The sequence below is a fragment of the Paraburkholderia sp. GAS199 genome (genome assembly GCF_050436585.1).
Classification (GTDB): domain Bacteria; phylum Pseudomonadota; class Gammaproteobacteria; order Burkholderiales; family Burkholderiaceae; genus Paraburkholderia.
The window spans coordinates 217,572-243,285 of record NZ_JBNDMM010000003.1 but is presented as its reverse complement, the minus strand read 5'-3'; the positions used below and the strand labels follow the sequence as shown (position 1 = coordinate 243,285).

Here is a 25,714-nt window from a genome sequence, read left to right as displayed (position 1 = left end):
GATCCACGACGACCGCTGCTGCACCGAACACACGCGCCACCCCAAGGTGATGCCTGCCCGCTCGACTGAAACGCCCAAACTCGGGTTTGGTTTCATTTCAATCGGGCGTTCGATGCCTCGTGATATTTCTTATATGTAATTGGAAAGCATTGCTTGAACGCACTGCCGCAAAGTTGAGCGGGCCATTGCGCAATGCCAGTCTCGGCAATTTGCGTGAAGCCTTCATGTCAATATACGACGGCGGATTGCTTTTTAACATGTTTCAAAAATAAAAGCTAAAAAAGTCATTCGGCATATGTTCGAAATTCGCCAAAAAATCTAATTGAAAGGAAATGACATTGCGGCACGCACTCATCACGTCACAGTTGCGTGTCCAGTAGCGGCACCACCTTTTCAATCAGCTTTTCCTTGAGTGGACGTTGCAGCCACGCTTCGAGCCTAATCCTTTGCGAGCGCGAGAGGTCGTCCGTGAAAATAGCCGCTTGCTGCTTCGCGAAATCACGGTCGTAAATATTCAGATTCGCTTCGTCGTTGAGCTTGAACGAGCGGCTGTCGAAGTTGGTCGAGCCGACCGACACCAGATACTCGTCCACCACGAGCAATTTGCAATGGAACATGGTGGGCTGATACTCGTACATCTCCACACCGGCTCTCAATAGATCGCCCCAGCAGGCGCGCGACGCCTCGCGCACGGTATGGGTATCGATACGGTTTCCCGGCGTGATGATCTGTACTTTCACGCCGCGTTTCGCGGCTTCCACGATAGCGTTGATGGTGAGCTTGTCCGGCACGAAATAGGCGCTCGCGAGATGAATGCTGCGCGTGGCCGCCGTGATGGCCATCAGGTACATGAGCTGCATATCGTCGCTGCCGCCCGAGGGAGAACTGCTGAACATGTGCGCGAGTCCGTCGCCCACGGGTTCTACCTTGGGAAAGTACTCTTCGCCGTGCAGCACGTTGCCGGTCGCCTTCACCCAGTTGTCCATGAAGACGGCCTGCATGTGTCCCACCACCGGACCGGCCACGCGAAAGTGCGTATCGCGCCAGTGCTTTTCGTCCTGTGCATTGCCGGTCCATTCCGGCGCAATGCCGACGCCGCCCGTAAAGCCGACACGGCCGTCGATCACCAGCAACTTGCGGTGCGTGCGATCGTTCATACGGCCGAGTCCGGTCCAGTGCGGCTTGTGATACTGAATCACTTCGGCGCCGGCATCGCGCAGAATGTTCAGATAGCGCTTGTCCATTTTCGACGAACCGACCCAGTCGAGCAGAACGTGAACGGCCACGCCTTCGCGCGCCTTGTCGGCCAGCGCCTGGGCAATCTGTTCGCCTATTTCACCCGACCAGTAAATGAATGTTTCGAAGGTAATAGTTCGACGCGCCGAGCGGATACCGTCGAGCATCGACGGGAAAATCTGATCGCCGTTACGCAGCATGGAAAACTGGTTTCCCGAGATGACGGGCGGTCCGAGCAATAGACCCATTGACCGAAGAAATTGCGGATCGTCGCTTGCATAGCGGCGCTCGATCTTATGCTCGATTTTCTTCTCGCCACTCGACAGATTGGCAATGACCAATACGATGACGAGCGTGACGAAGGCGGTAATGGGAATGGTCAGCATGCGTGGCCTCGATGCTTATCGGCGGAATGCGCCGCTGGTTGGGCATGCCGCGATGTTGTAAAGACAGGTGGTTCTCGCGTGCGCAAACGTATGAAACGCCGAGCGATACCCGACCGTCAGGACGCACGGCGCGTGCCTGTTTCAGGACCGGAGATTGCTACTCGATTGGGATTTGCCCGGACGCCTGGCGAAAGCCGGCTTGAAAGCGTCCGGGTAGTGTATTGAATTGAAGCCGATTGGCGCCGCTTGAAACTCAGCGGACCAGAGAGAATGCTTCGCGGCTGGCAATTTCACCGGCGCCATATACGCCGACCACGGTGAAATCGGATGCCACGCATTCGAACGTCGAATCCTGAAACGTAATAATGAAATGACGACGCGCAACGGCCGGGTCGGTCACGCCCGCGATTTCCGCGGCGAGCGACGAGTTCAACACTTCGTGGGCCGAGTCCGCCATCAGACCTTGCGACGTGAGTGGATGAATGTCGAGGTCGGCGCGTCCAGGCGGTCCCAGCCGATGAAAAACGGCGTCGGGAAATAGCACGGCGCAGAAAGGATCGTCGTCGGCATCGAAAGGACCGAAGGTATCGAAATTGGCCTCGGAAATCGGATAGGCCAGAATCACGCGACGGTCGCTCGCGACGATAAAAGGTTCCGCCGCATCAGACGCCGGAAAAGGAACCGAGTCCAGCAGGACGACGTGGTCTTCCTGCTGGGATGCTGCTAGCGTGCTAGTCATCTACTTCGCGACTCCGTGCACTTCGATTACGCGCTCGTCGATGCAGCGGACGTTTCCGGAACCGCAGCGGCCGTGGTTGCCACCGTGCTGACTTTAGGCGCCGTCTTGCGAACCGGCGCTTTCTTCGCGACGGTTTTCTTGACTGCGGCTTTCTTGACCGCGGTCTTTTTCACTGCAGCGCTTTTGACAGCGGCTTTTTTAGCCGTGACTTTTTTAGCTGCGGTTTTTTTAGCGGAAGGCTTGGCGAGACTCTTCTTTGCCGCCACTTTCTTGACTGCCGCTTTGACGGTGGCCGACTTTTTGGCCGTGACTTTTTTCGCTACCTTTTTAGCTGCCGTTTTCACTTTGGCCGCTTTAACGGATGCTTTCGAGGCGGCTTTCGGTGCCGCGGCACTCGCTACCGCAGCGGCGCCGTCGATCAGAAAGCGAGTACGGTCTTTAGCCGAGGCGAGCCACGCCGGCGCCGGGCCACGTCCACTCCAGGTCGCGCCGCTCTTCGGGTCGCGATACTTGGGCGGCTGCGCGCCTTTCGGCTGGCCTTTCTTACCCGCCTTCGCGGACTTCACCAGAGCCTTCGCCGCGGACTTCATTTCACTCGCGCCGTCGACCAGAAACTGCGTGCGGTCTTTTACGCTGGCGATCCAGGCCGGCGCGCGGCCATGACCTGTCCACGTTGCACCGGTCTTTGCGTCGCGGTACTTTGCAACCTTGCCACCGGCGGAAAGTGCCTTTGTCTTGCGAACTGAAGTACTGCCATTCAGACCTTGCGCTGCACGTCGTGCTCGCGCTTTGGCTTCGATGTCTTCCGTCGTCAAACCATGCTTGAGCATCAGATCGCGAATCTGGTCGACTGCAACCTGTGCTTTTCTGGCGATGAGAACGTCCGCCTGAGCCTGAAGCTTTTTCAGCTTTGCCTGAATTTGTTCTAGAGTGGGCATCTTTTCCTCCTTGCGTGGTAATCGATCGCACTATGCCACGAATAGCGCGAGAAAGGCAGATCTTGTACTTTTATCTCCCATTCTTATTGCCTGTCACTCGTGGAATATGTCTTACTGATTATTCATCCAGCGGAGTGCGAAGCTTTCTTTGTCACGGTCTGTTACTGCTCATTCGGTGTCGACGCATTGCCGCCATACCTTTCCAATTGCTCTCCGGACGCTTACGTCGGCGTGAAAACGGCAACTTGGCGATCGGCGATATACCGCACGCTGCGCATGAAACGGTACTGTTGATCGTCGGCGGTCATGCGGTTCAAACCGAGCCGGGTCAACGCCAGAATTTCGTCGGCCTCGAAAGCGGCTATCGTCCCCTGACCGCTCAACGCTTCAAAAGCCCCGGATGGATTGCCGATATAAACGCCGCGCGCCTGAACGCCGACGCGCATCAGCACGACGCTTTCCCCCTGGTCCAATGCCATCTCGAGATAGGCGGCCAGCCTGCGCAACGACTCCGGCGTACACGCCTGAGCCTGGTAGATCGCAGCGTGTGTCGATGTCATATTCCTTTCCCCGTCGCGAGCATCGAAATGAAAGCGGCTACTGTGCGCCGAGAATGGCGCTCTATCTGCTTCTACTATAGGCAAGCATTCGCGGATTCAAAGGACGACAGTACTTTTAGTTACAGTGGCAAGCTTGCCGCGCTATTGAAACGGCTCGAAGCGTCGCCATTTGCGAGCGACTCAAACTCGGGGTACTCTCAGATGAAAGCTGGCTTTATCAAGGTCGCGCTCACGATGGCCGTTCTGACTTCTGCCGGAATGGGCACGGCTCACGCGGCAGGTTGCCTCAAAGGCGCGGTGGTGGGTGGCGTGGCCGGGCACTATGCGGGACATCACGCGGTGGTCGGCGCCGTGGGCGGCTGTATTGTCGGGCGGCACGTGGCAAAGAAGCACGCGCAGGAACAGGCGGAGCAACGCCAGCAGGTGCGGGCGGAATAAGCAGGAATAGCCGCAATGAGAAGGAGCAGCGGCAATGGCCGGCTCATGCGATGCGTAATCCGTGAGCCGGCAGAATCTCCTGAGTCGTGACAAAGCGATGTTCTTTGACGGCGTCGTGAAAGCGACGGTAGTCGCTCTTCTCGAATGCCTCGCTCCAACGGGGACGGTCGCCGCTGTCGTCCTCGCCCTGCAAACCGGTGGCTTTGTACTTCCAGGAACCGAGTCCTTTGGCAATGTATTGCGGCACGGGTTCTTTCAAACCCGGAATGGTGCCGGCACTCACGGCGTCGCATAACGCCTGCAAGCGCTTGTTATCGTTCGAATAACGGTTGGTGTCGAGCAGCGTGGTCAATGCGCTTTTCACCTCATCCGGCAGACCTGCTTCGGTGTCGAACTCTTCTCGTCCCGCCAGATAGCCGCGCACTGCCCGGCAGGCCATATCGGCGGCCTGCACGAATTCCGGCAAATTGCGCCGCTCCACACGCACACCGCGACCATCCACGTAATTCCAGACGGCCCACGGCTGGTCGGGAAAGTGCAGAGCCGCGCCGTGACCGACCGGCAATGCGATCGTCACGACGTCTTCTTCTATTTTCTGGATCAGATGCCGCGTGGCGCTTTCGAGACGCGCGAGCCAGCCTTCTTCCGTGCAATCTTCCGATTCCAGACGATGCACCCGGTTCGCCAGGTTCTCGATGCCGGCAAAACCCTGGTGCGCCCAGGTGTCGACATAGGTGTGGAGCGTCACGCCGAGCCGATGCAGTGCCGTTTCCGTGCCACGCTGCCGGATTGCCCGGCGAACGACTTCGCGCGCCACCGCGCTGTCGGGACGGCAGATGGCTTTTTCGTCGAGCGTTGCTCCCTGCCCGGCGGGCAGAAAATGAAACGGCGTCCAGACCAGGCGGTTCTGGTCGTCTTCTGTATTGACGTAATCGAACATGCGGTGAGCCGTGGCGAAACGCTCGAAGGTTTCGCCACCGGCAAAGCGCAGAATGCCGGAAGTGGTCGCGTCGTCGACATACTGGCAGGCGTGCGCGACCGTGACCGCCTCGGCGGGCGCCATGCCCGCCGTACGGGCGACGATATAGACGACTCCATAGTGAAAGTCGATATTCATGGCAAACGCTCCCGATACAGGATGCGACACGACGACAGCGGCTTTTCACCCCCGCAGGCTGAAGAAGCGATGTTGCGCCGGATAGCGGCGAGAAAGGCCGCTCGCGAATGGAAAGTAAACGAGCCGCAACGGTGCGAGTTTAAAAACTGGAATATTTTGTCTGACAGCTTGCACGAACAGACGGCTCATCTATTCTTGAGAGAGCCACACAATTGTTTGCAATGCAAAACAGCGCCTTTCTACCACGACCCGCTAATGTAAAGGATACTTCAATGACGCTCGGCAGCCTGGGAAAGAACATCGACCCGGAACGGCGCAAGCTGATCCGAAGCAAAGTACACGTCCTGCTCGCCGCCATCGGCACCTTGTCTTCGGTGGTGGGAATTGCGGTGGCCATCAATGGCGGACTCGAATTCAACCGCACGAAGGTATTCGTCGGCGTGGGCATTATCGTGGTGTCCACCATCGTCTATATATCGATGCTATTCGCGCCTTCCGAATGAAGCGACGGGGCCGCCGGATCAGACCAGGTGCGTGACAGCCAGCCGGCCGCCCCACTGCGAATTCAGATACTCCAGCGCGAGACGCCGGTGACAGCGATGCGGTAAATGCTCGCTGCAAAGCAGGCAGGCGGAGTCGAACATGGCCGCATCCAGCGCGCTTTCCACACGCCGTTTCGCCAGCAATTCGAGGTACGCGTCCGCGTAATCGTCCCACGCCAGCAATTTCGACTGGTAACGCTTCAATAGCGCCGCCTCGGGCGCGAGATCTTTTACTTCAATATAGGCCGCGCTGCAGATCTGCTTCAGGAAGAATGCGAGATCCTGCTTCTTTGCAAATCCGGCAAGCTGGGAAGTGTTGTTCAGGCGAACGTCGAGCACGGTTTTCACCCCCGCACGCGCCAGCAGATCGAAAAACGACTTTGCGCTTTTGCCGGTAAAACCGATGGTCGCTACCGGCACGATACCTGGATCGGCTTGCATGGGAAGTGAATGCGCGAATGGCGCTGTTGTGCCCACCAAAGAGCGCCCACCAAAGAAAAACCCCGCTGCGCAGACACGGAGCGGGGTTCGCTTTCAACGTGGCGGATGCCGCGTTATTTGACGATATCGACCAGTTCGACTTCGAACGTGAGGTCGCTGTTCGGCGGAATTGTACCGACGCCACGCTCACCGTAAGCGGTGGCCGCGGGGCAGGTCAGTTTGGCTTTGCCGCCGACCTTCATGGTCTGCACGCCTTGCGTCCAGCACGGGATCACGCGGTTGAGCGGAAACGTTGCCGGACCGCCATGTTTGGCGGAACTGTCGAATTCCGTGCCGTCGGCCAGGGTGCCACGGTAGTTCACTTTCACGACGTTGTCGGCGGTCGGCTTGGCGCCCGTGCCTTGCGTGAGATGCTGAACGACCACGCCCGAAGGCAGCTTTTCAGTGGCCGGCGCGGCCGCCATTGCCGCGGAGGAAAGAACGGCTGCAGCGACCAGAGCAACGATAGATTTCAAAGCGAGTCTCCAAGTGGGTAGTGCCTCCCCATTGTAGCGGATGCCAACGTGGCCGCCGAACCGGGCGCGCCAGGCCCGGCCATGCCGGTCCCGGTAACGGGTGGGCGCGCGGCGCCCGTACCCGGCACTGCGCGTGCTACACCAGACGTGCTACACCGGAAACATCAATGTCTTCGCCGGATGGCGACGTGAACCACCGACCGGAATTCGCGGTCCATCCGAAAAGCCCACCTGCGTCCTGCGACGCGGGCAAAACCGACGCGCCAAGGAGCGCCATCCATGACCGAGCCGGTCCCGCCCGACGAGACAGACGACACGGACAACCCCGCGCGGGACGCGTCGCCCGCCCGACCGCGCGCGCCGCGGCCACGCCGGATTCCGCGCAGCCGGACGCAGCAGGCGCGGCTGGATGCCCGCGAACCGGCGTTCGAGCCCGCGCCCTTCGCCATCGACGAGACCGCCGCGCGCCGTCCTTTCGGCGAAAAACTCGATGCGTGGTTCGAGGCGCGCCGCTGGCAGCCGTTCGATTTTCAACGCGACGTCTGGCGCGAAATTGCGGGTGGGGCGAGCGGTCTGCTGCATGCCACCACCGGTGCCGGCAAAACATGGGCCGTCTGGTTCGGTGCACTGGCCGCGTTCGCTGCGCGTCCTGCGGCCACCTCGACTCGCAAAAGCGTTTCATCCGCGCAGGTGAAGCAACCCGAGCCGCTTACCGTGCTCTGGATCACGCCGATGCGCGCCCTCGCCGCGGACACCGCGCGCGCCCTGCAAAGTTCGGCGACGGAACTCGCCGTACCGTGGAGCGTGGGATTGCGCACCGGCGACACTTCGTCGAGCGAGCGCGCGCGGCAGAACCGGCGCATGCCGTCGGCACTCGTGACGACACCCGAGAGCCTCACGCTGATCCTCACGCGTCCCGACGCGCGGGACGTGCTTTCGCATGTGCGGCTCGTCGTGGTCGACGAATGGCATGAGTTGATCGGCAATAAACGCGGCACGCAAACGCAACTCGCGCTCGCGCGACTGGCGCACTGGCGACCCGAATTGCAGGTGTGGGGATTGTCGGCGACACTCGGCAACCTGCCGTTCGCCGAAACGGTCCTGCTCGCGCCGGTGCGAACGCCGCGCGTCAGCGTGCACGGCGCGCTGCCCAAAGCACTGATTGTCGACACGATCATTCCGGAGACCATCGAGCGGTTTCCGTGGGGCGGCCACGTCGGCGTGCGCCAGGTCGGCGCGGTGGCCGATGCGATCGGCGAAGCCAGCACGTCGCTCGTGTTCACCAACACGCGTTCGCAATGCGAGCTCTGGTATCAGGCCTTGCTCGACGCGCGGCCCGAATGGGCGGGACTGATTGCGCTGCATCACGGCTCGCTCGATCAGGAAGTGCGCGAATGGGTCGAGCGCGGCCTGAAAAGCGGCGCGCTCAAAGTGGTGGTGTGCACATCGAGTCTCGATCTCGGCGTCGACTTTTTGCCGGTGGAACGCGTTTTTCAGATCGGCTCGCCCAAGGGCGTCGCGCGTCTGATGCAACGCGCGGGACGCTCGGGCCACGCGCCGGGACGTCCTTCGCGCGTGACGATCGTGCCGACGCACGCACTCGAACTCGTCGAAGCCGCGGCTGCCCGCGAAGCCGTCGACAGGCGTCAAATAGAAGGCCGCGACACGCCCGACAAACCATTCGACGTTCTCGTCCAGCATCTCGTGACCGTGGCGATCGGCGGCGGATTCGACGCCGCCGCACTATACGACGAGATTCGCAGCACCTATGCGTACCGGCATCTGACGCAGGAAGAATTCGCGTGGGCGCTCGGTTTCGTGGAAGGCGGCGGCACGGCCTTGCGCGCCTATCCCGACTATCACCGCGTGGTGCGCGAAAACGATGGACTGTACCGCGTGCCACGCGACGATCTGGTGCGACGGCATCGCAACAACATCGGCACGATCGTCGCGAACGGGACCTTGCATGTCGCGTATCTGTCGGGCGGGCGCATTGGCGCAATCGAAGAATCGTTCATTTCACGCCTGAAACCGGGGGATATCTTTACTTTCGGCGGACGCGCGCTCGAATTGATCCGCGTGCAGGATATGACGGCGTGGGTCCGGCGCGCGACCTCGTCGCGTGGCGCGATGCCGCAATGGGCAGGCAGCCGCATGCCTCTCTCTTCCGAACTCGCGGACGCCACGCTTGCCATGCTCGCGCTCGCAGCCAAGGGTATCTACGACGAACCGGAAATGCGCGCCGTGCGTCCTCTGCTGGAATTGCAGCAGAAATGGTCCGCTTTGCCCGAGCCGGGGCTGCTGGTGGTGGAACTCATCAAGACACGCGAGGGACATCACTTCTTCTGTTATCCATTTGCCGGGCGTACTGCGCATATCGGTCTCGGTGCATTGCTTGCATGGCGCGTGGCGCGCGAAAAGCCGGGCACGTTCTCCATATCGATGAACGACTATGGCTTCGAGCTGTTGTCCGCGCAACCGTTCGACTGGCAGGCGCAACTCGAAAGCGGACTGCTTTCGCCGGAAGAACTCGATCACGACATTCTCGCGAGCCTGAACTCTTCCGAGCTTTCCATGCGGCGCTTTCGCGAAATCGCGCGCGTGTCCGGCCTGGTGTTTCAAGGGCATCCGGGGCAGCAGAAGAGCGCGCGTCAATTGCAGGCGTCGAGTGGACTCTTCTATGAAATTTTCCGCAATCACGACAGCGGCAATCTGCTGCTCGGTCAGGCCGATGCCGAAGTACTCCTTCAGGAACTGGACGCACAACGAATTCGTATTGCGCTCGAACGGATGAGCGCGAGCCGCGTGATCGTCACGCGGCCGAAGAAGCCGACACCGTTCGCGTTTCCGTTGATCGTCGGCAGACTGCGCGAGAAAGTCAGTACCGAGAAACTCGCGGACCGTGTCGAGCGAATGCTCGCCGAACTCGAAAAGGCAGCGCGCACATGAGGCCTTTTTCGCTGACGGCCGACGTTGCCGGACATCCGGTCATGCTATCGAACCTGCGCGCCATGTTCGATCCCGCGCTGCGTTGTCTGTTCGTCGCCGATGCGCACTTCGGCAAGGACGCCGTGTTTCGCGCGCGCGGCATTCCGGTGCCGGTCGGGTCCACCGCCGACAACCTGATGCGCCTCGACATTCTGATCGCCGAGTTCGAGCCGGCCGTGCTGGTGTTTCTCGGCGACCTGCTGCACGCACGCGAATCGCACGCGCGCGAAACACTCGACGCGCTGCACGTCTGGCGCGAACGGCACGCCGCGTTGCGTATCGTGCTGGTCGAAGGGAATCACGACCGACACGCGGGCGCGCTGCCGGCGTCGCTGGGCGTCGAGTACGTGCAGGAGCCGTGGCGCATCGGACCGTGGGCGTTGTGTCATCACCCGCAGCGCGTCGAAGGCGCTTATGTGCTGGCTGGACACGTTCATCCCGTCTACCGGATCTCGACCCGCAACGATGCCGTGCGCGTACCGTGTTTCCGTTTCGGTGCCGCGTGCGGTGTGTTGCCGGCGTTCGGCAGTTTCACAGGAGGGGCGCGCGAGGATGGTTATGTCGCGGGAGAGCGAGTGTTTCTGGTCGCGCAGGAGAGGGTGATTGAAGTGCTGAGGTGAGGCTTTGGTTTGATGGTGCGGCGAGGCTGCTGAGATGTTGCTGTGATGCTTCGTCAGGATAACTGCTGCTTGTAGATGAGCGGACGGTAAGTTGTCCGCTCATTTTTTTGTTTTCTGTTCCTGCTTTTCTGCTGTTGTTTTTCTGATTCTGTTTTCTGCTTCTGCTTTTTTATTCGCCCTGACTGTTCAGGCCAGGGCGGTTGCACGGGCGACCAAAATAACGGTCGCGCCGTGCATTCTCCTCCGCGCCGGATCGGCTGCTTTAGTGGCTACCGCCACCATGGCCGCCGCCACCGCCGGCACCGCCGCCATATCCACCGCCGTGGCCGCCGAAGCCGCCACCGAAGCCACCGCCGTGACCTCCGAAGCCGCCTCCGAAGCCACCGCCGTGACCGCCGTTGCCTTGGCCTGCGCCGCCTTGACCACCTTGACCGCCGTTGCCTTGGCCCGCGCCGCCTTGGCCGCTATTGCCCTGGCCGCCTTGACCACCGTTACCTTGGCCGCCGCCGTTGCCGTGACCGCCACCACCTTGGCCTGCGCCACCCTGACCGCCGCTGCCTTGGCCACCTTGGCCGCCATTACCCTGGCCGCCGCCGTTGCCGTGACCGCCACCGCCCTGGCCTGCGCCACCCTGGCCGCCGCTGCCTTGGCCACCTTGACCGCCGTTACCCTGGCCGCCGCTTCCTTGGCCGCCTTGACCGCCGTTACCTTGGCCGCCGCCGTTGCCGTGGCCGCCGCCGCCCTGGCCTCCACCCTGACCGCCGCTTCCTTGCCCGCCTTGACCGCCGTTACCCTGGCCGCCGCCGTTGCCATGACCGCCACCGCCTTGGCCTGCGCCACCCTGACCGCCGCTGCCTTGGCCACCTTGACCGCCGTTACCCTGGCCGCCGCCGTTGCCGTGACCGCCACCACCTTGGCCTGCGCCACCCTGACCGCCGCTGCCTTGGCCGCCTTGACCGCCGTTACCCTGGCCGCCGCCGTTGCCGTGACCGCTACCACCCTGGCCTGCGCCACCCTGACCGCCGCTGCCCTGACCGCCTTGACCGCCGTTACCCTGGCCGCCGCCGTTGCCGTGACCGCTACCACCTTGGCCTGCGCCGCCCTGGCCGCCACTGCCTTGGCCACCTTGACCACCGTTACCCTGGCCGCCGCCGTTGCCGAAGCCACCGCCGCCTTGGCCGCCGCCGTTACCGTGACCACTACCACCTTGGCCTGCGCCGCCCTGGCCGCCGCTGCCTTGGCCACCGTTACCCTGGCCGCCGCCATTGCCGTGACCGCTACCGCCTTGACCTGCGCCGCCTTGGCCGCCGCTGCCATAACCACCATTACCTTGGCCACCGCCGCCTTGACTGCCGTTGCCATGACCACCGTTACCTTCGCCGCCATGGCCCGTACCGCCGTGGCCGCCATCGCCGCTGCCTCCATTGCCGTGGCCGCTGTCACCATGACCACTCGCGCCGTGGCCGCCGTCACCATGGCCACCATCGCCATGACCGCTATCACCATGGCCACCATCGCCGTGACCACCGTCACCATGGCCACCATCGCCATGACCACCGTCGCCATGGCCGCCATCACCGTGACCACCGTCACCATGGCCACCATCGCCATGACCGCCGTCACCATGGCCACTATCACCATGACCGCCGTCGCCATGGCCGCCGTCGCCGTGACCGCCGTCGCCATGACCGCTGTCGCCATGACCACCATCGCCATGACCACCGTCACCGTGGCCGCTGTCGCCATGACCGCCGTCGCCATGGCCGCCATCACCGTGACCACCGTCACCATGGCCACCATCGCCATGACCGCCGTCGCCATGGCCACTACCACCATGACCGCCGTCGCCATGGCCGCCGTCGCCGTGACCGCTGTCGCCATGGCCACCGTCACCGTGGCCGCCATCACCGTGGCCACCGTCGCCATGACCGCCGTCACCGTGACCACCATCGCCATGGCCACCGTCACCATGGCCGCCATCGCCGTGGCCACCGTCACCATGGCCGCCATCGCCATGGCCACCATCGCCATGACCACCGTCGCCATGACCGCCATCGCCGTGGCCACCGTCGCCATGACCGCCATCACCGTGACCACCGTCACCATGGCCACCATCGCCATGACCACCGTCGCCATGACCGCCATCGCCGTGGCCACCGTCGCCATGACCGCCGTCACCATGACCACCGTCGCCGTGGCCGCCATCACCGTGACCGCCATCGCCGCCGCTGCCGCCATCTCCTCCCGAGCCCGTTCCACCAGTGCCGGTCCCACCAGTACCCGTTCCGCCAGTACCGGTTCCACCGGTCCCAGTCCCACCAGTGCCAGTTCCGCCGGTCCCAGTTCCACCCGTACCCGTTCCGCCAGTGCCAGTTCCACCGGTCCCGGTCCCGCCAGTGCCAGTTCCACCAGTACCCGTTCCGCCAGTGCCATTCCCGCCTGTACCAGTTCCGCCTGTACCAGTTCCGCCTGTACCAGTTCCGCCAGTCCCAGTCCCGCCAGTCCCAGTCCCGCCAGCACCAGTTCCACCAGTGCCAGTCCCAGTCCCACCCGCACCCGTCCCACCAGCCCCAGTCCCACCGCTCCCCGACCCATCCCCACCCTTACCACCGCCAGTACCCGTACCAGCACCACTACCGCTACCACCACCCGCACTATTAGAACTTCCCGAACTGCCGGTGCTTCCCGCACCCACTCCCGCAGCGCCCGAAGTCGATCCGCTCGCGCCGCCTCTGCCGCCGTTCGCGCCCGAGCCGGTCGACGAACTCCCGTCGCCCGCGGCGCTTTGCGAACCGAGGCCCGACGAGGTGCCGAATCCTGCCGCCGCAGCAACGCCGAATCCGATCGCGGTCGGCGCGGTTACTTCATCCTGTTTGCAACCCCGTGTGTCGTACGACGGGCAATCGACCGGCAATGCCTGCGCGAGCATGAAACTCGTCGAATTCCCCGACGGCGCAGCCGTCATCCCCACATTCGTTTCCGCGCCGGCCATCGCGGCGTAAAGACTCACGGCAATGGCCAATACCGCCTTGCGTGTCCCCAACGTCCGCACGTCCCCGTTTAGCTTTTTCATTTCATTCTCCTAACTACATTCAAAAGGCAGATCTCTGATAACGAGTCGATCTCCGTTCGCTCTTAATAACGAAACTTCAAACGAAAACGTCAAAGCCCGGTCGGCATTGCTTCGCGTTACGCAAAACATCGCATAACGCCATGCATTTCTCGCGGTTAAATCCCGGTCCGATTTCTCGTCATCCGCAAGAAGCGTCGTGCTGCGTGGAAAAAACTTTCGACAAAAACACAGCAGGGCCTGATACATGCGGAAGTTATGCGCAGCGGCATTGACATACCGTGCGCTAGACCACGTACTGCACGATTGGCAGCGCTTCTTTCTATTTATGCGGCGCTGAAAACGTCAAAGATCGTTAATTACCGAACTTCAATTCGTGCTGGCAAATTCTTCCATTCGATACGGAGTACCAAGGATTATCTATAAATGAATCCGCGATGCGTCCGGATCAACGGATTGCGTAGTTGCTCTTGCAACGACTGTGCGAAAGCGAACAGAATCGAATCGCAAAAACATTCCGCGACGGCTCTGAATCATTAATCCAGGTGTTTATCCCGACACTGAAAGACAATTGGATTCGCGTTAATGCGGTCAATCACACAGACGGCCCGATTGCCGGCAGATCACACTGACGCACGCGCTCGCGTTGCGAATGGATCTTCGCGTTATGCAAACAAGTTCGGGTTGCCCCGCGATTCAGGCGACAATACAAAGATCGCAATTCGATCGACAACGGGGAAAAGATGCTTTTATCGGATCAATGGGTATTGGTGACGGGCGGCGCGCGCGGACTCGGCACGGCAATCACGCGGGCGTTGCTGCGCGAAGGCGCGAGCGTGGTGGTGAACTACCTGAAAAGCGAAGCATCGGCGAACGCGCTGAAAGCGGAGTTCGGCGAGCGTGTCCTGCCGGTCAAGGCGGACGTCACCGATCGTGACGCGGTCGAGCGTCTGTTCGAAACGGCTCAGGCTCGCACCGGCCAGCCGATCGTGTCGGTGGTGAATAACGCGTTGGCGGATTTTCAGTTCGATGGCGACGCGCGTCCGAAGATCGATAGCATCGAATGGACGCGTTTCCAGCAGCAACTCGACGGTTCGCTGAAAGGCGCGCTCAACACGACGCAAGCGGCGCTCGCGGGCATGCGTTCGCGCGGCTTCGGCCGTATCGTCAATGTCGGAACCAACCTGTTTCAGAATCCCGTGGTGCCGTACCACGACTACACGGCGGCCAAAGCGGCGCTACTGTCTTTCACGCGTACTGCCGCGCACGATCTCGGACCGGACGGCATCACGGTCAATATGGTATCGGGCGGCCTGCTGCGCACCACGGACGCGAGCGCAGCCACGCCCGACTTCGTCTTCGACCTGATCGCGAATTCCACGCCGGTGCGGCGCGTCACCACGCCTGAAGAGTTCGCGGACGCAGTGCTGTTTTTCCTCTCGCCGTGGTCGCGAGCCGTCACGGGTCAAAACCTGATCGTCGACGGCGGCCTGGTCAAGGGCTGAAGAAAGCTCACAAGAAGGCTCACGAAGCTTGTCTTTATATAGCGCGAGTTCACGCCTTGGGCGCAGACCTGGATCGGAACACACGTCCACGTCTGCGCTCCGTTCGATCCGACAGCGCGGCAACGTCGTCGAGCGGCCTTAGGCCACCTCGACCACCACCTTGCCCCGTGCGTTCCCGCTGGTCATCGCTTCATACGCGGCTTCGGCGGATGTCAGATCGAAGCGGCGCGCGTCGAGTCGCGGCGCGAGTTTGCCTGCTTCCGCGAGTCGCGTCGCTTCGCGCAACATTTCGCCGTGATGCGCGCGGCCGTCGCCGGTCAGGAGCGCATGCAAGGTGAACACGCCCGAATAGGTCGCCTCGCGGAACGACAACGGCGCGAGCGCGTGCGTGCCCCAGCCGAGCGCGCTCACCACGTGACCGAAGTGCTTTACAGCCGCGAACGAGGCGTCGAGGGTTGCGCCGCCCACGTTGTCCACCACCAGATCGAAACCCTTGCCTTGCGTATTCGCCGCGACATACTGCTCGACGGTCTGCGCGCGGTAATCGATCGCTGTCGCCCCGAGCGCCTCGACCACGGCGCGGTCGTGCTCGCTGACCGTCGTAAAAACCCGTGCGCCGAGCGACAACGCCAGTTGCACCGCGAGATAGCCGACGCCGCCCGCGCCGCCATGTACGAGCACGGTCTGCCCCGACTGCAGACGCGCGCGATCCACGATGCCCGAATACGCTGTGATGAAGGCGAGCGGCACCGCCGCGGCTTCGCGCATCGTCAGGTTGGCCGGCTTGAGCGCCAGCAGATCGGCGTCGACCGCGGCAAATTGCGCGAGCGAGCCCTGCATGCCACCCACGCCGCCGGTCATGCCATACACCTGATCCCCCGGCTTGAATGCGCTCACGCCCTCGCCCACTGCCTCGACGACGCCAGCCATGTCGATCCCCAGCACCAGCGGCAGCGGATGCCGGGCGTGCGCCGCAGCGCCCGCGCGAATCTTGGTGTCGAGCGGATTCAGGCCGCTTGCGGCGATCCGCACCAGCACTTCGCCGTGCGCCGGTTGCGGGCGCGGCATGTCGGTCAATTCGAGCGGGCCGTTGTGCTGCGAAAGAACAAGCGCTTGCATGGACATGATGAATTCCTTGGTGAGAGTCGATACCTGCGATGTTGATCCGTGCGAAACTGCATGTAAATCGACACTTATGCACGTCAGGCAAACAAAAATGAATGGCACGACTTTGGACTGGAGCGACGTCCGCATCTTTCTCGCCATTGCGCGCAGCGGCACGCTCGGCGCGGCCGCGCGTCTGGCCGGGCAGACCCAGCCGACCATGGGACGGCGGCTGCGCGCACTGGAAGCGGCGGTCGGCCATACGCTGTTCCAGCGCACGCGCGACGGTTTCGTGCTGACCGACGAGGGCAGCGCCGTGCTGCTCTACGCCGAGCGCATGGAAGAAGAAGCACTGGCATTCAGCCGCGCGCTGGACGGCAAGGAGCGCCTGCTGACCGGGCAGCTGCGGGTGTCGTCATCGGACTGGTTCGGCGTGCATGTGCTGACGCCGGTGTTCGCGCGCTTTCTGGAACAGCATCGCGAAGTGTCGATCGAACTCGTCACGGATTCGCGCCGCTACAATCTCGCGCGCCGCGAAGCCGATCTGGTATTCCGCATCACGCCTTTCGACGAAGCCGACGTCATCCAGCGCAAACTCATGCACATGGACTACGCGTTGTACGGTCGCGCCGACCTCGCCGCGTCGCTGGCGCGTCATGCCGGCGACGCAGGCGCGGAATCGCCACCGCTCATCACCATGGACAGCGCATTCGGCACCTTGCCCGATGTGGCCTGGGCGAAGCGCATGCTGCCAAACGCACGGGTTCGCTTCGGCAGCAATAACCGCGAGTCGCAGGCGCGCATGTGCGCCGAAGGTGTCGGGCTTGCCGTGCTGCCCTGCCCGCTCGGCGACGCGACGCCGGGCCTCGCGCGCATCGACCTGGGCGAAGCGCCGCCGGGCCGCGACGTCTGGTTCGGCTATCACCGGGATTTGCGGCAACTCGCGCGTCTGAGAGCCCTGCTCGACCTGACCATCGAGTTGCTCGGCAATCCGGTCGCCGGCCCTGTCTAGCGCCGCAGTGCGGCTGCAGTGTTGCCGCGCGACCACCACAACGGCAGGCACCCAACACTTCGCCGTGCCGTGTTTTTTTAAAGCATTTCCACCATCCATCGCGCCGGCGCAAGTCGCCCGGCGCGTCTCCTTGCGCGGATGCCTACCGTACCGGCCTTCGCGTGACATCGCTGAAAAACGCGGGTTTACCTTCGTTTGACTTACACAATCAGCCCCGTTTACTGGACGCAACCCGAACCGCTGCCAACCCCGCCGATTGCTATGTTCAGCTGAATAACCGGCAGTGCGAGGCAGCGTGGGAAGCGCGTCCATTCATTCACGATGTCCGGAGGTATCTCATGGCCAATGTGTCGAGCAGCGCGATCGACGAACTCAAATCCACCAGCCGCGGTCAGTTGCTGCTGCCCGGCGACGCCGGCTTCGACGAAGCGCGCAGCATCTGGAACGCGATGATCGACCGCTATCCGGCGATGATCCTGCGTTGCGCGGGCGTCGCCGACGTGCGGCGCGGCATCGCCTTCGCGCGCGACCACGGCTTGCCGCTCGCGGTGCGCGGCGGCGGTCACAACATTGCCGGCAGCGCACTGTGCGACGACGGCCTGGTGCTCGATCTCTCGCAGATGAAATCCGTGCGCGTCGATCCTGCCGCACGGCGTGCCTACGTCGAACCGGGCGCCACGCTCGCGGATTTCGACCACGAAGCGCAGGCCTTCGGACTCGCCACGCCGCTCGGCATCAATTCGACCACCGGCGTGGCGGGACTCACGCTCGGCGGCGGCTTCGGCTGGCTGAGTCGCAAATACGGCATGACGGTCGACAATCTGGTCGCCGCGGACGTCGTCACGGCAGACGGCGAATTGCGTCACGCCAGCGCCGAGTCGAACGCCGATCTGTTCTGGGCGATTCGCGGCGGCGGCGGCAATTTCGGCGTGGTCACGCGCTTCGAATTCGCGCTGCATCCGGTTGGCCCGCTGGTGTACGGCGGCCTCGTCGTGCTGCCGTTCGCCGAGGCGAAACAGGCACTGGTCCAGTACCGCGCCGCCGTGGCCGCCATGCCGGAAGACCTGAGCGTCTGGGTGGTGTCGAGACTCGCGCCGCCATTGCCGTTCCTGCCGCCCGACGTGCACGGTCGACCGGTGATCGTCTTCGCGATGTGCTACAGCGGTCCACTCGAAAACGGCCCGGCTGCCGTGCAGGCTGTGCGTGGTTTCGGCACGCCGGTGGGCGAACATCTCGGCCCGATGCCTTACGCGATGTGGCAGCAAGCCTTCGATCCGCTGCTCACGCCGGGCGCACGCAACTACTGGAAATCGCACAATATCGGCGAGATCAGCGACGGTCTGATCGACGCGCTGATCGAGGCGATCGGCGCATTGCCCTCGCCCCAATGCGAGATTTTCTTCGGGCAGATCGGTGCGCAAACCAGCCGTGTGCCGGTCGACGCCACGGCCTATTCGAGCCGCGATGCGCAATACGCGATGAACGTGCATGGCCGCTGGGACGACGCCCGCGACGACGAGCGCTGCATCGGCTGGGCGCGCGCATTCTTCGATGCGGCCGCGCCGTTCGCGCTGGGCAGCGTCTACGTGAACTTCATGACGCAGGAGGAAAGCGCGCGCGTGAGCGAAGCGTACGGCCCGAACTACGCGCGGCTCGTCGAGGTGAAAACCCGCTACGACCCGGCCAATCTGTTCCGCCATAACCAGAACATCCGGCCCGCCGGGCAGTAACGCGTCGAGCGCGCTTACACGCCGATCGTGACATTCATGTGTCCGCCGCAATAGCCCTCCACGGGCGCGTGCGGCGGACACCGCCTGTATTTGATGTGTCAGAATGCGCGGCTGTGGAACGCTCATCCTGAACGGCTTATGAACCTGAATGTTGCACCTGTCATGTACGGTGCGGACCGCTCGGGCCTCGTCTGCGGCTTCCGCTTCTCGGCAGGCCGGCCCGGTTTGCCGATCGACACGGACAGCGCGGCCGAATGGCTCGCTTCCCACCCGCACAATCCGGACGGCACCGTCGTGTCCGCCGACGCACCGCGATCCGCCGGCGAGAACGGCGAATTCCTCTGGCTGCATTTCAATCTCGCGCACGTCTCTAGCGAAAAATGGATGCGCGCGCATCTGGATTTGCCCGAGAGCTTTTTCGAAGCGCTGCGCGAAGGCTCGCACTCGACCCGTATCGAACATCAGCATGGCGCGCTGCTCGCCGTCATGAACGACGTGATGTTCGATTTCGAGCAGACGCCGTCCGATATCGCCACGCTGTGGGTCTACACCCACGAGCGGATCATGATTACCGCGCGCCTGAAGCAGCTGCGCTCGGTGGACCGCTTGCGCGCCTCGGTGCGCGAGGGCGAGATCTTCGACGCGCCGGCCGAACTGCTGATTCACCTGTTGCGCGATCAGGCCGACCTGCTGGTCACGATCGTGCGCCGGAGCAGCACCGAAGTCGACCGGATCGAAGACCAGTTCCTGTCGCGCCATAACTTCGAAAACCGCCGCGACCTCGGCGCGATGCGCCGCGTGCTGGTCCGTCTGCAACGGCTGCTCGCGCCGGAACCGGGCTCGATCTTCCGGCTGCTGGTGCGGCCGCCCGCCTGGCTATCGGCCGCCGACGTGCAAAGTCTGCGGGACTCGACGGAAGAATTTTCATTGGTGCTCGGCGACCTCTCCGGTCTCGCCGAACGGATCAAGCTGCTGCAGGAAGAGATCGCCGCGCGCCTCACGGAACAGAGCAACCGCACGCTCTTCACGCTCACGCTCGTCACCGTGCTCGCCTTGCCGATCAATATCATCGCCGGCCTGTTCGGCATGAACGTAGGCGGTATTCCGCTCGCGGAGAACCGGCACGGCTTCTGGGTCATGGTGCTGATGGTGGTGAGCTTTACCGGGCTCGCGGGATGGTGGGGATTCCGGCGCCGAACCGGACGCTGAGTGCGCATCGTGGCTAGTATGTAGGGGCAGGCACGGGAACTGCTGAGGTCTTGGCGCGTCACACGTCTGGCGCGGCGCTGCTCGCAACTGGCGCCGTCCGGGACAGACGGCAGAAAACCAAACCACCTCTCAAGCATACGAACGCACAAGGAAAACAATCATGCGCAGACGACAATTCATCATGACCGGCAGCGCTGCTTTGGCCACTGCAGGCCTCAGCCTCGCCGGTTGCACGACCACGTCGCCGTCTTCGAGCGCCTCGCCTTCGGCCAATGCCGGCAAGCGGGACACCATCAACGCGGGCGTCGATTCCACGCTGTCGCGTCTCTATGCAAACGTAGGCGGTTCGCGCGAACTGGTCGCGAAGGCACGTGGCATCCTCGTGTTCCCGTCGGTGATTTCGGCCGGTTTCTGGATCGGCGGCCAGTATGGCGAAGGCGCGTTGCGCGTCGGCGGCCGTACGTCGGGTTATTACAGCACGGTGGCCGGCTCGTTCGGTCTGCAGATCGGCGCGCAGTCGAAAGCGCTCGTGTTCCTGTTCATGACGCAGGAAGCGCTCGACAAATTCACCAGCAGCCAGGGCTGGGCAGCGGGCGCCGACGCGACCGTCGCGGTGCTGAAGGTCGGCGCAAACGGCGCGGTCGATACGTCGACCGCCACCAGCCCGGTCGAAGCATTCGTGCTGACCAACGGCGGCCTGATGGCCGGCGTGTCGCTCGAAGGCACCAAGGTGTCGCGCCTGATGATCTGATCATCCGCACCGGTGAGTCCCACGCCACGCAGCCGCTATTGCGGCTTGCGTGGCGTTTTTCATTGACGGCATCCATTCGGGCAGCGCTGCGGCCCTCGCAGGTCGTTACGGCAGCCTTGTTGTAAAATTCGCGTCTTTGGTGGCCGTCGTTACGCGTCGCCTCCTTCCGCTTTCGTGCCTGGCACCGCCGTTTTTGCGCGTACCGGCATGCACTTTCGTCGCCCCTTTCATGAACACCCCTGGCCCCACACGCAGCCGGCTCGCCGCGCTTGCCAGTATCAAAAGCAACGTTCTCGCCGGTCTGACATCGTCGTTCGCGCTCGTGCCCGAGTGCATCGCGTTCGCGCTCGTCGCTCATCTCAATCCGTTGATGGGCCTCTACGGCGCATTCTTCATCTGCACGATTACGGCGCTGTTCGGCGGACGTCCGGGCATGATTTCCGGTGCCGCGGGTTCGATGGCGGTGGTCATCGTGGCGCTCGTCGTGCAACACGGCGCGCAATATCTGCTCGCCACTGTGATTCTGAGCGGCATCCTGATGGCGCTGTTCGGCGCGCTGCGGCTGGGCAAACTGATCCGCATGGTGCCGCATCCGGTGATGCTCGGTTTCGTCAACGGACTGGCCATCGTGATCGCGACGGCGCAGTTCGCGCACTTCAAACAGATGACGCCGCAAGGCGAGCAATGGCTGCACGGCAGCGCGTTGCTGATGATGTGCGGTCTCGTCGCGCTCACCATGGTGATCGTCTACGTGTTGCCGCGTCTGACCCGCGCGGCGCCGCCCGCGCTGGTGGCGATCGTCGGCGTGGGGCTGTTCAGCCAGCTTCTGCATCTGCCCACGCGCACGCTCGGCGACATGGCGCATATCGCGGGCGGCCTGCCGCTTCTGCATCTGCCCGTCGTGCCGATGAATCTCGACACCTTGCGCGTGGTGATGCCGTACGCCGTGCTGATGGCCATCGTCGGTCTGCTCGAAACACTCCTGACGTTCAACCTGACCGACGAAATCACCGAAACGCGCGGTCAGCCGAATCGCGAATGTCTCGCGCTCGGCGCGGCGAACATCGCTTCGGGTCTGTTCGGCGGCATGGGCGGCTGCGCGATGATCGGCCAGACCATGATCAACCTGAATTCGGGCGGCCGCTCGCGTTTGTCGGGCATCGTCAGCGGCGTGATGATCCTGCTGTTCATTCTGTTTCTGTCGCCGCTGATCGAACGGATTCCGCTTGCCGCGCTGGTCGGCGTGATGTTCGTGGTGGCGCAGCAGACGTTCGCGTGGGGCTCGCTGCGCGTGCTCGGCAAGGTGCCGCGCAACGACGCGCTGGTGATCGTCGCGGTGACGGTGGTCACGGTGTTTTCCGATCTGGCGATTGCGGTGTTGTGCGGCATCGTGATCGCCGCGCTGAACTTCGCCTGGCAGCACGCCCGCGAAATTCACGCGCACGTCGAACACGACGAGGAAGACAAAACCTACGCGCCGCGCGGCACGCTGTTTTTTGCGTCCACCACGCGCTTTCACGAGCTTTTCGATCCGGCCGACGATCCGCGCCAGGTGGTGCTCGATTGCCGGCATCTGTTGCTCGCGGACCACTCCGCGCTCGCCGCGATGCAGAGTCTCGCGGAACGCTACCGCAAGAGCGGCAAGCGTTTAAGTGTGAAGAATCTCTCGGAGCGCAACCAGTTGTTATTGAGCCGCGCCGGCATCGAATTGTCGGGCACGTTAGCGCCCTGAACGGCGCTCAGGAACGGTCAGAGGAAAGGGCGCGGCCGCTCCGCAAAAAAGTAAACTTCTGCACGTCATTTCTTTCGATTACATTAGTCGTCTTCAGCGCGCAGTCTAACGGAGGCCACCGTGACCAGACGCGTCTCACACGACGACGAAACAGAATTCGCAATCTGGAAGACCGCGTGCCCCGACCACACGACGGCGCCGCGCCGCGTGCTGATCGGGCATCGCGACAAGGCGATCGGCGAATCGCTCGTGCGGCTGCTTTCGCTCGAGGGCTATGAAGCCGTCCACGCCGCCGACCTTGTGAAGGTCGCGACTTTCGTGAAATGGTGGAAGCCGGATGCGCTTCTGCTCGATACACGGCTCGACTCCATTACCGGCTCACCATTTACCCGCGCACTGCACGCCGAAGAATTGAATCGTGGTGTGTTGATGCTGGCAATGAGCAACATCTGGCCGCTCGACCCAATCGCCACCCTCAAGGCCGCCGGCTTCGACGGACACTGCCGCCGGCCGTGTTCGCTATGGCGCGTGGTCGATCTGCTCGAAGGCTATTTCGCGAGCGTTCCGCTGAATCTAAGCGCGAATGCGGCCGCCGCACAAGGCATGCAGCGGCGGCCGTAGCGCGCCGGTCAATGCGTTTGCGGCAGCGTGAATACGGCAATCGCCGCGGCGAGTTGACCGGTCTGCGCTTTCAGCACGTCGGCTGAAGCGCTGGCTTCCTCGACCAGCGCCGCATTCTGCTGGGTCGTCTGATCCATGCTCGCCACGGCGATGTTCACCTGCTCGATACCCGAACTCTGTTCGACGGACGCCGCGCTGATCTCGCCCATGATGTCGGTCACGCGGCGCACGGCATGCACCACTTCCTGCATGGTTTCGCCCGCGCGACCCACGTATTGGGATCCGTCCTGAATCTGTGCCGCCGACTCTTCGATCAGCGCCTTGATTTCCTTGGCCGCCGCCGCGCTGCGTTGCGCCAGCGTGCGGACTTCGCCCGCCACCACCGCAAAGCCGCGTCCTTCTTCACCGGCACGCGCCGCTTCGACCGCCGCATTCAGCGCCAGAATATTGGTCTGAAATGCAATGCCTTCGATCACGCCGATGATGTCGCCGATGCGGTGCGACGACTGCGAAATGCCGCGCATGGTGTCGACCACCTGACCGACCACGTCGCCGCCACGCGCCGCCGTTTCCGATGCGTTGTGCGCGAGCTGGCTGGCCTGCTTCGCGTTGTCGGCGTTCTGTTTCACCGTGGCGGTAATCTGCTCCATGCTGGACGCCGTTTCGCCGAGCGCGGTGGCCTGCTGCTCGGTGCGGCGCGACAGGTCCGCGTTGCCCGCGGCAATCTCATGCGACACCGTCGAAATGAGCGTGGCGCCGCTGCGAATCTGCAGGATCGCCTCGGCCAGCCGATGCTGCATGCGCCGCATCGCGGCGAGCAGACTCGTTTCGTCGCCGGCCGCGGTTTGCACCTGCACGTCGAGATCGCCGTCGGCGATACGCGAGGCAATCTGCGCGGCGTAAGCCGGTTCGCCGCCGAGCTGCCGCAGAATGCTGCGCAGAATCACGCCGATCACCACCGACACCAGCAGGCTGAGAACCAGCGCCGCGCCGATGTATTGCAGCAGCGTCGTGTAGAAAGCGGCGTCGATGTCGTCCGTGAACACGCCGGTGACGATGGTCCAGTCCCACGGTTTGTACAGACGCACGTAATTGATCTTCGGCGCCATTTCGTTGGAGCCGGGTTTCAGGAACTGAAGATGGATGAAGCCTTCGCCGTCGCGTTCGGCGAGGTCGGAGCCGTCCTTGAACACGTAGCGGCCTTGCGGATCCTTGAAGCCGCTCATGTCCTTGCCTTCGAGGTCGGCGCGCACGCCGTGCATCAGCACTCGGGCGTGGGCGTCTTCGAGCACAAGGTAGCCGCCGGCGCCGCCGTAGCGCATGGCGCGCAGATCCGACATGGCCGTGCGCTGGGCGTCGGCGAGCGACATCGTGCCGGCCGAGACGAGTCCGTTATAGCGATCCAGCACGCTATACGCCACGCTCACTACGCTTTTCAGTTCGGCCTGCCGGTCGGCGATCATCGTGTCGCGCGTCTTGAACGCGCCCCACAGGCCGATCGCCAGAATCCCCATGCACATAACCGCCAGCGCGAGCCATAGCCGCACCTTCAGGCGAAAGCGTTCCATCTCCGTGTCCTTTGTCTTATTTCCGTAGGGAAGGCCGGTCCGCGCGAACGGTGTCGCGGCGAATCCGGCCAATCTCAGGATTAACGGCCAGGCACGGGGAAACTTCAGGCGGGCGGCAAGACGCTTGCCGCGAAAGTCGACGGACTTACTCGGCCGGCAGCGTCAGCGCAGCCACCTCGCAGCGCGGCCAAGCTTTCAGCACGGCCGGAGCGAGCAGCAGCTTGGCGGCGCGCACGCCCGCGCCCATCACGATCTGCTCGCGCTCCATCACGGCGGCGTCGATCAGAACGCGCCAGTCATCCGGCAAACCGAACGCGGTAATGCCGCCGAATTCCATCTGACTGTGCTCGACCGCCGCCTCGCGTTTGGCGAACGACAGACGCTGGGCGCCGAGCGCCGCCTTGACCGCGCCGTTGATGTCGAGCCGCAGCGAGCCGAGCGAGACCAGCGCGGCGTAATGCTCGCCGCCGTCTTTCTTGTAGCGGATCACGATGGTATTCGCGCAGTCTTCGAGGCCGAAGCCGTAGCGCTCGCTGAAAGCCGCGGTGTCGGAGGCATCGTCGCTGACGGCGAACACGGTCACGCCTTGCGGCGGCAACTGCTCGACCACATGCGCGGGCAGGTGTGCGGCGAGTTGGTCTGCCGGAATCACATCCAGCTGCTTTACGAATTCGTGCGAGTTCATGTTGGCGAAAGTGGGTGAGTTCAGCGGGCATTCTAACGGCACGCCGCGGCCGCCGCTTCGTGCGGGCAGGCGCGCGCGGCTTCGCGTCGCGGCTTGTATAGTGACAGGCACAAGGCTTGCGAAAGCTTCGATGCCGCAGCGGCGCCGGTCGCCGCTCGTGGCACGCATGGGCGCCGCCGGCGTCAGGATTTCTCGAGACGAACGATC

Annotated in this window: 23 protein-coding genes; 12 read left to right on the top strand and 11 right to left on the bottom strand. The window is 63.1% G+C overall.

From position 1 onward, the window contains the following. Positions 1 to 359: 359 nt before the first annotated feature. From cls to P3T18_RS12725, 4 genes are all read right to left on the bottom strand, one after another. A complete protein-coding gene (cls, locus tag P3T18_RS12740; protein ID WP_429300285.1) occupies positions 360 to 1,622 on the bottom strand; it encodes a cardiolipin synthase in 1,263 nt (420 codons plus the stop codon). Between the two features lie 253 nt (positions 1,623 to 1,875). Beyond that, entirely contained in the window at positions 1,876 to 2,361 is a 486-nt protein-coding gene (locus P3T18_RS12735) for a hypothetical protein (RefSeq protein ID WP_429300284.1), read from the bottom strand. 26 nt (positions 2,362 to 2,387) lie between these two features. Then, on the bottom strand, positions 2,388 to 3,299 hold the full coding sequence (locus P3T18_RS12730) for an H-NS histone family protein (protein ID WP_429300283.1): 912 nt from the start codon (positions 3,297 to 3,299) through the stop codon (positions 2,388 to 2,390). A 221-nt stretch (positions 3,300 to 3,520) separates the two neighbouring features. Beyond that, the gene (locus P3T18_RS12725; RefSeq protein WP_429300282.1) at positions 3,521 to 3,805 is read right to left on the bottom strand and encodes a hypothetical protein; all 285 of its coding nucleotides are present in this window, start codon (positions 3,803 to 3,805) and stop codon (positions 3,521 to 3,523) included. 255 nt (positions 3,806 to 4,060) lie between these two features. Here P3T18_RS12725 and P3T18_RS12720 point away from each other — a divergent pair, with 255 nt between their 5' ends. Beyond that, positions 4,061 to 4,297 (top strand): hypothetical protein, encoded by a 237-nt coding sequence (locus tag P3T18_RS12720; protein WP_429300281.1) that lies wholly within the window; start codon positions 4,061 to 4,063, stop codon positions 4,295 to 4,297. 43 nt (positions 4,298 to 4,340) lie between these two features. Here P3T18_RS12720 and P3T18_RS12715 read toward each other — a convergent pair whose 3' ends face one another. Continuing rightward, positions 4,341 to 5,414 (bottom strand): DUF6765 family protein, encoded by a 1,074-nt coding sequence (locus P3T18_RS12715; protein ID WP_429300280.1) that lies wholly within the window; start codon positions 5,412 to 5,414, stop codon positions 4,341 to 4,343. Between the two features lie 272 nt (positions 5,415 to 5,686). Here P3T18_RS12715 and P3T18_RS12710 point away from each other — a divergent pair, with 272 nt between their 5' ends. Further along, on the top strand, positions 5,687 to 5,917 hold the full coding sequence (locus P3T18_RS12710) for a hypothetical protein (protein WP_429300279.1): 231 nt from the start codon (positions 5,687 to 5,689) through the stop codon (positions 5,915 to 5,917). 18 nt (positions 5,918 to 5,935) lie between these two features. On the opposite strand, the gene P3T18_RS12705 is transcribed toward P3T18_RS12710, so the two are convergent. Together P3T18_RS12705 and P3T18_RS12700 are read right to left on the bottom strand one after the other, a co-directional pair. Further along, positions 5,936 to 6,397, bottom strand: coding sequence for a DUF488 family protein (locus tag P3T18_RS12705; RefSeq protein ID WP_429300278.1), 462 nt, complete (start codon positions 6,395 to 6,397; stop codon positions 5,936 to 5,938). A 113-nt stretch (positions 6,398 to 6,510) separates the two neighbouring features. After that, positions 6,511 to 6,861: an FKBP-type peptidyl-prolyl cis-trans isomerase gene (locus tag P3T18_RS12700; protein WP_429301080.1), complete on the bottom strand. Its 351-nt coding sequence runs from the start codon at positions 6,859 to 6,861 to the stop codon at positions 6,511 to 6,513. Between the two features lie 330 nt (positions 6,862 to 7,191). On the opposite strand from P3T18_RS12700, the gene P3T18_RS12695 reads away from it, so the two are divergent. Further along, positions 7,192 to 9,861 carry a ligase-associated DNA damage response DEXH box helicase gene (locus P3T18_RS12695; RefSeq protein ID WP_429300277.1) on the top strand — a complete coding sequence of 890 codons (2,670 nt, stop codon included), beginning with the start codon at positions 7,192 to 7,194 and terminating at the stop codon, positions 9,859 to 9,861. Then, positions 9,858 to 10,520, top strand: coding sequence for a ligase-associated DNA damage response endonuclease PdeM (gene pdeM / locus P3T18_RS12690; protein WP_429300276.1), 663 nt, complete (start codon positions 9,858 to 9,860; stop codon positions 10,518 to 10,520). The genes P3T18_RS12695 and pdeM overlap by 4 nt, the downstream gene beginning before the upstream one ends. A 186-nt stretch (positions 10,521 to 10,706) precedes the next feature. Here the strand turns inward: pdeM and P3T18_RS12685 are convergent, their stop codons facing one another. Beyond that, a complete protein-coding gene (locus P3T18_RS12685; RefSeq protein ID WP_429300275.1) occupies positions 10,707 to 12,779 on the bottom strand; it encodes a hypothetical protein in 2,073 nt (690 codons plus the stop codon). A 419-nt stretch (positions 12,780 to 13,198) separates the two neighbouring features. Here P3T18_RS12685 and P3T18_RS12680 point away from each other — a divergent pair, with 419 nt between their 5' ends. Both P3T18_RS12680 and P3T18_RS12675 read left to right on the top strand, forming a co-directional pair. Then, the gene (locus tag P3T18_RS12680) at positions 13,199 to 13,522 is read left to right on the top strand and encodes a hypothetical protein (protein ID WP_429300274.1); all 324 of its coding nucleotides are present in this window, start codon (positions 13,199 to 13,201) and stop codon (positions 13,520 to 13,522) included. Between the two features lie 811 nt (positions 13,523 to 14,333). Then, complete coding sequence (locus tag P3T18_RS12675; RefSeq protein WP_429300273.1) at positions 14,334 to 15,095, top strand: 3-oxoacyl-ACP reductase; 762 nt, start codon at positions 14,334 to 14,336, stop codon at positions 15,093 to 15,095. A gap of 138 nt (positions 15,096 to 15,233) precedes the next feature. On the opposite strand, the gene P3T18_RS12670 is transcribed toward P3T18_RS12675, so the two are convergent. Continuing rightward, complete coding sequence (locus P3T18_RS12670; protein ID WP_429300272.1) at positions 15,234 to 16,220, bottom strand: zinc-dependent alcohol dehydrogenase family protein; 987 nt, start codon at positions 16,218 to 16,220, stop codon at positions 15,234 to 15,236. Between the two features lie 91 nt (positions 16,221 to 16,311). Here P3T18_RS12670 and P3T18_RS12665 point away from each other — a divergent pair, with 91 nt between their 5' ends. From P3T18_RS12665 to P3T18_RS12640, 6 genes are all read left to right on the top strand, one after another. Continuing rightward, positions 16,312 to 17,211, top strand: coding sequence for a LysR family transcriptional regulator (locus tag P3T18_RS12665; RefSeq protein ID WP_429300271.1), 900 nt, complete (start codon positions 16,312 to 16,314; stop codon positions 17,209 to 17,211). Between the two features lie 338 nt (positions 17,212 to 17,549). Continuing rightward, positions 17,550 to 18,941, top strand: a complete 1,392-nt coding sequence (locus tag P3T18_RS12660) for an FAD-binding oxidoreductase (RefSeq protein ID WP_429300270.1) — start codon at positions 17,550 to 17,552, stop codon at positions 18,939 to 18,941. A gap of 138 nt (positions 18,942 to 19,079) precedes the next feature. Next, on the top strand, positions 19,080 to 20,150 hold the full coding sequence (locus P3T18_RS12655) for a transporter (protein ID WP_429300269.1): 1,071 nt from the start codon (positions 19,080 to 19,082) through the stop codon (positions 20,148 to 20,150). 160 nt (positions 20,151 to 20,310) lie between these two features. After that, positions 20,311 to 20,901 carry a BPSL1445 family SYLF domain-containing lipoprotein gene (locus tag P3T18_RS12650; RefSeq protein WP_429300268.1) on the top strand — a complete coding sequence of 197 codons (591 nt, stop codon included), beginning with the start codon at positions 20,311 to 20,313 and terminating at the stop codon, positions 20,899 to 20,901. 229 nt (positions 20,902 to 21,130) lie between these two features. After that, the gene (locus P3T18_RS12645) at positions 21,131 to 22,633 is read left to right on the top strand and encodes a SulP family inorganic anion transporter (protein WP_429300267.1); all 1,503 of its coding nucleotides are present in this window, start codon (positions 21,131 to 21,133) and stop codon (positions 22,631 to 22,633) included. A 120-nt stretch (positions 22,634 to 22,753) separates the two neighbouring features. Next, positions 22,754 to 23,254 carry a histidine kinase gene (locus P3T18_RS12640; RefSeq protein ID WP_429300266.1) on the top strand — a complete coding sequence of 167 codons (501 nt, stop codon included), beginning with the start codon at positions 22,754 to 22,756 and terminating at the stop codon, positions 23,252 to 23,254. 8 nt (positions 23,255 to 23,262) lie between these two features. On the opposite strand, the gene P3T18_RS12635 is transcribed toward P3T18_RS12640, so the two are convergent. Both P3T18_RS12635 and P3T18_RS12630 read right to left on the bottom strand, forming a co-directional pair. Continuing rightward, a complete protein-coding gene (locus P3T18_RS12635; RefSeq protein ID WP_429300265.1) occupies positions 23,263 to 24,822 on the bottom strand; it encodes a methyl-accepting chemotaxis protein in 1,560 nt (519 codons plus the stop codon). A 145-nt stretch (positions 24,823 to 24,967) separates the two neighbouring features. Beyond that, complete coding sequence (locus P3T18_RS12630; RefSeq protein ID WP_429300264.1) at positions 24,968 to 25,507, bottom strand: YbaK/EbsC family protein; 540 nt, start codon at positions 25,505 to 25,507, stop codon at positions 24,968 to 24,970. Between the last annotated feature and the right edge of the window lie 207 nt (positions 25,508 to 25,714).

Excerpts from the sequence above, each read along its gene's own strand:
- cls (WP_429300285.1), bottom strand. The coding sequence starts at position 1,622 with ATGCTGACCATTCCCATTACCGCCTTCGTCACGCTCGTCATCGTATTG.
- P3T18_RS12735 (WP_429300284.1), bottom strand. The coding sequence starts at position 2,361 with ATGACTAGCACGCTAGCAGCATCCCAGCAGGAAGACCACGTCGTCCTG.
- P3T18_RS12730 (WP_429300283.1), bottom strand. The coding sequence starts at position 3,299 with ATGCCCACTCTAGAACAAATTCAGGCAAAGCTGAAAAAGCTTCAGGCT.
- P3T18_RS12720 (WP_429300281.1), top strand. The coding sequence starts at position 4,061 with ATGAAAGCTGGCTTTATCAAGGTCGCGCTCACGATGGCCGTTCTGACT.
- P3T18_RS12715 (WP_429300280.1), bottom strand. The coding sequence starts at position 5,414 with ATGAATATCGACTTTCACTATGGAGTCGTCTATATCGTCGCCCGTACG.
- P3T18_RS12710 (WP_429300279.1), top strand. The coding sequence starts at position 5,687 with ATGACGCTCGGCAGCCTGGGAAAGAACATCGACCCGGAACGGCGCAAG.
- P3T18_RS12705 (WP_429300278.1), bottom strand. The coding sequence starts at position 6,397 with ATGCAAGCCGATCCAGGTATCGTGCCGGTAGCGACCATCGGTTTTACC.
- P3T18_RS12700 (WP_429301080.1), bottom strand. The coding sequence starts at position 6,861 with ATGGCGGCCGCGCCGGCCACTGAAAAGCTGCCTTCGGGCGTGGTCGTT.
- P3T18_RS12695 (WP_429300277.1), top strand. The coding sequence starts at position 7,192 with ATGACCGAGCCGGTCCCGCCCGACGAGACAGACGACACGGACAACCCC.
- pdeM (WP_429300276.1), top strand. The coding sequence starts at position 9,858 with ATGAGGCCTTTTTCGCTGACGGCCGACGTTGCCGGACATCCGGTCATG.
- P3T18_RS12675 (WP_429300273.1), top strand. The coding sequence starts at position 14,334 with ATGCTTTTATCGGATCAATGGGTATTGGTGACGGGCGGCGCGCGCGGA.
- P3T18_RS12670 (WP_429300272.1), bottom strand. The coding sequence starts at position 16,220 with ATGTCCATGCAAGCGCTTGTTCTTTCGCAGCACAACGGCCCGCTCGAA.
- P3T18_RS12665 (WP_429300271.1), top strand. The coding sequence starts at position 16,312 with ATGAATGGCACGACTTTGGACTGGAGCGACGTCCGCATCTTTCTCGCC.
- P3T18_RS12660 (WP_429300270.1), top strand. The coding sequence starts at position 17,550 with ATGGCCAATGTGTCGAGCAGCGCGATCGACGAACTCAAATCCACCAGC.
- P3T18_RS12655 (WP_429300269.1), top strand. The coding sequence starts at position 19,080 with ATGAACCTGAATGTTGCACCTGTCATGTACGGTGCGGACCGCTCGGGC.
- P3T18_RS12650 (WP_429300268.1), top strand. The coding sequence starts at position 20,311 with ATGCGCAGACGACAATTCATCATGACCGGCAGCGCTGCTTTGGCCACT.
- P3T18_RS12645 (WP_429300267.1), top strand. The coding sequence starts at position 21,131 with ATGAACACCCCTGGCCCCACACGCAGCCGGCTCGCCGCGCTTGCCAGT.
- P3T18_RS12635 (WP_429300265.1), bottom strand. The coding sequence starts at position 24,822 with ATGGAACGCTTTCGCCTGAAGGTGCGGCTATGGCTCGCGCTGGCGGTT.
- P3T18_RS12630 (WP_429300264.1), bottom strand. The coding sequence starts at position 25,507 with ATGAACTCGCACGAATTCGTAAAGCAGCTGGATGTGATTCCGGCAGAC.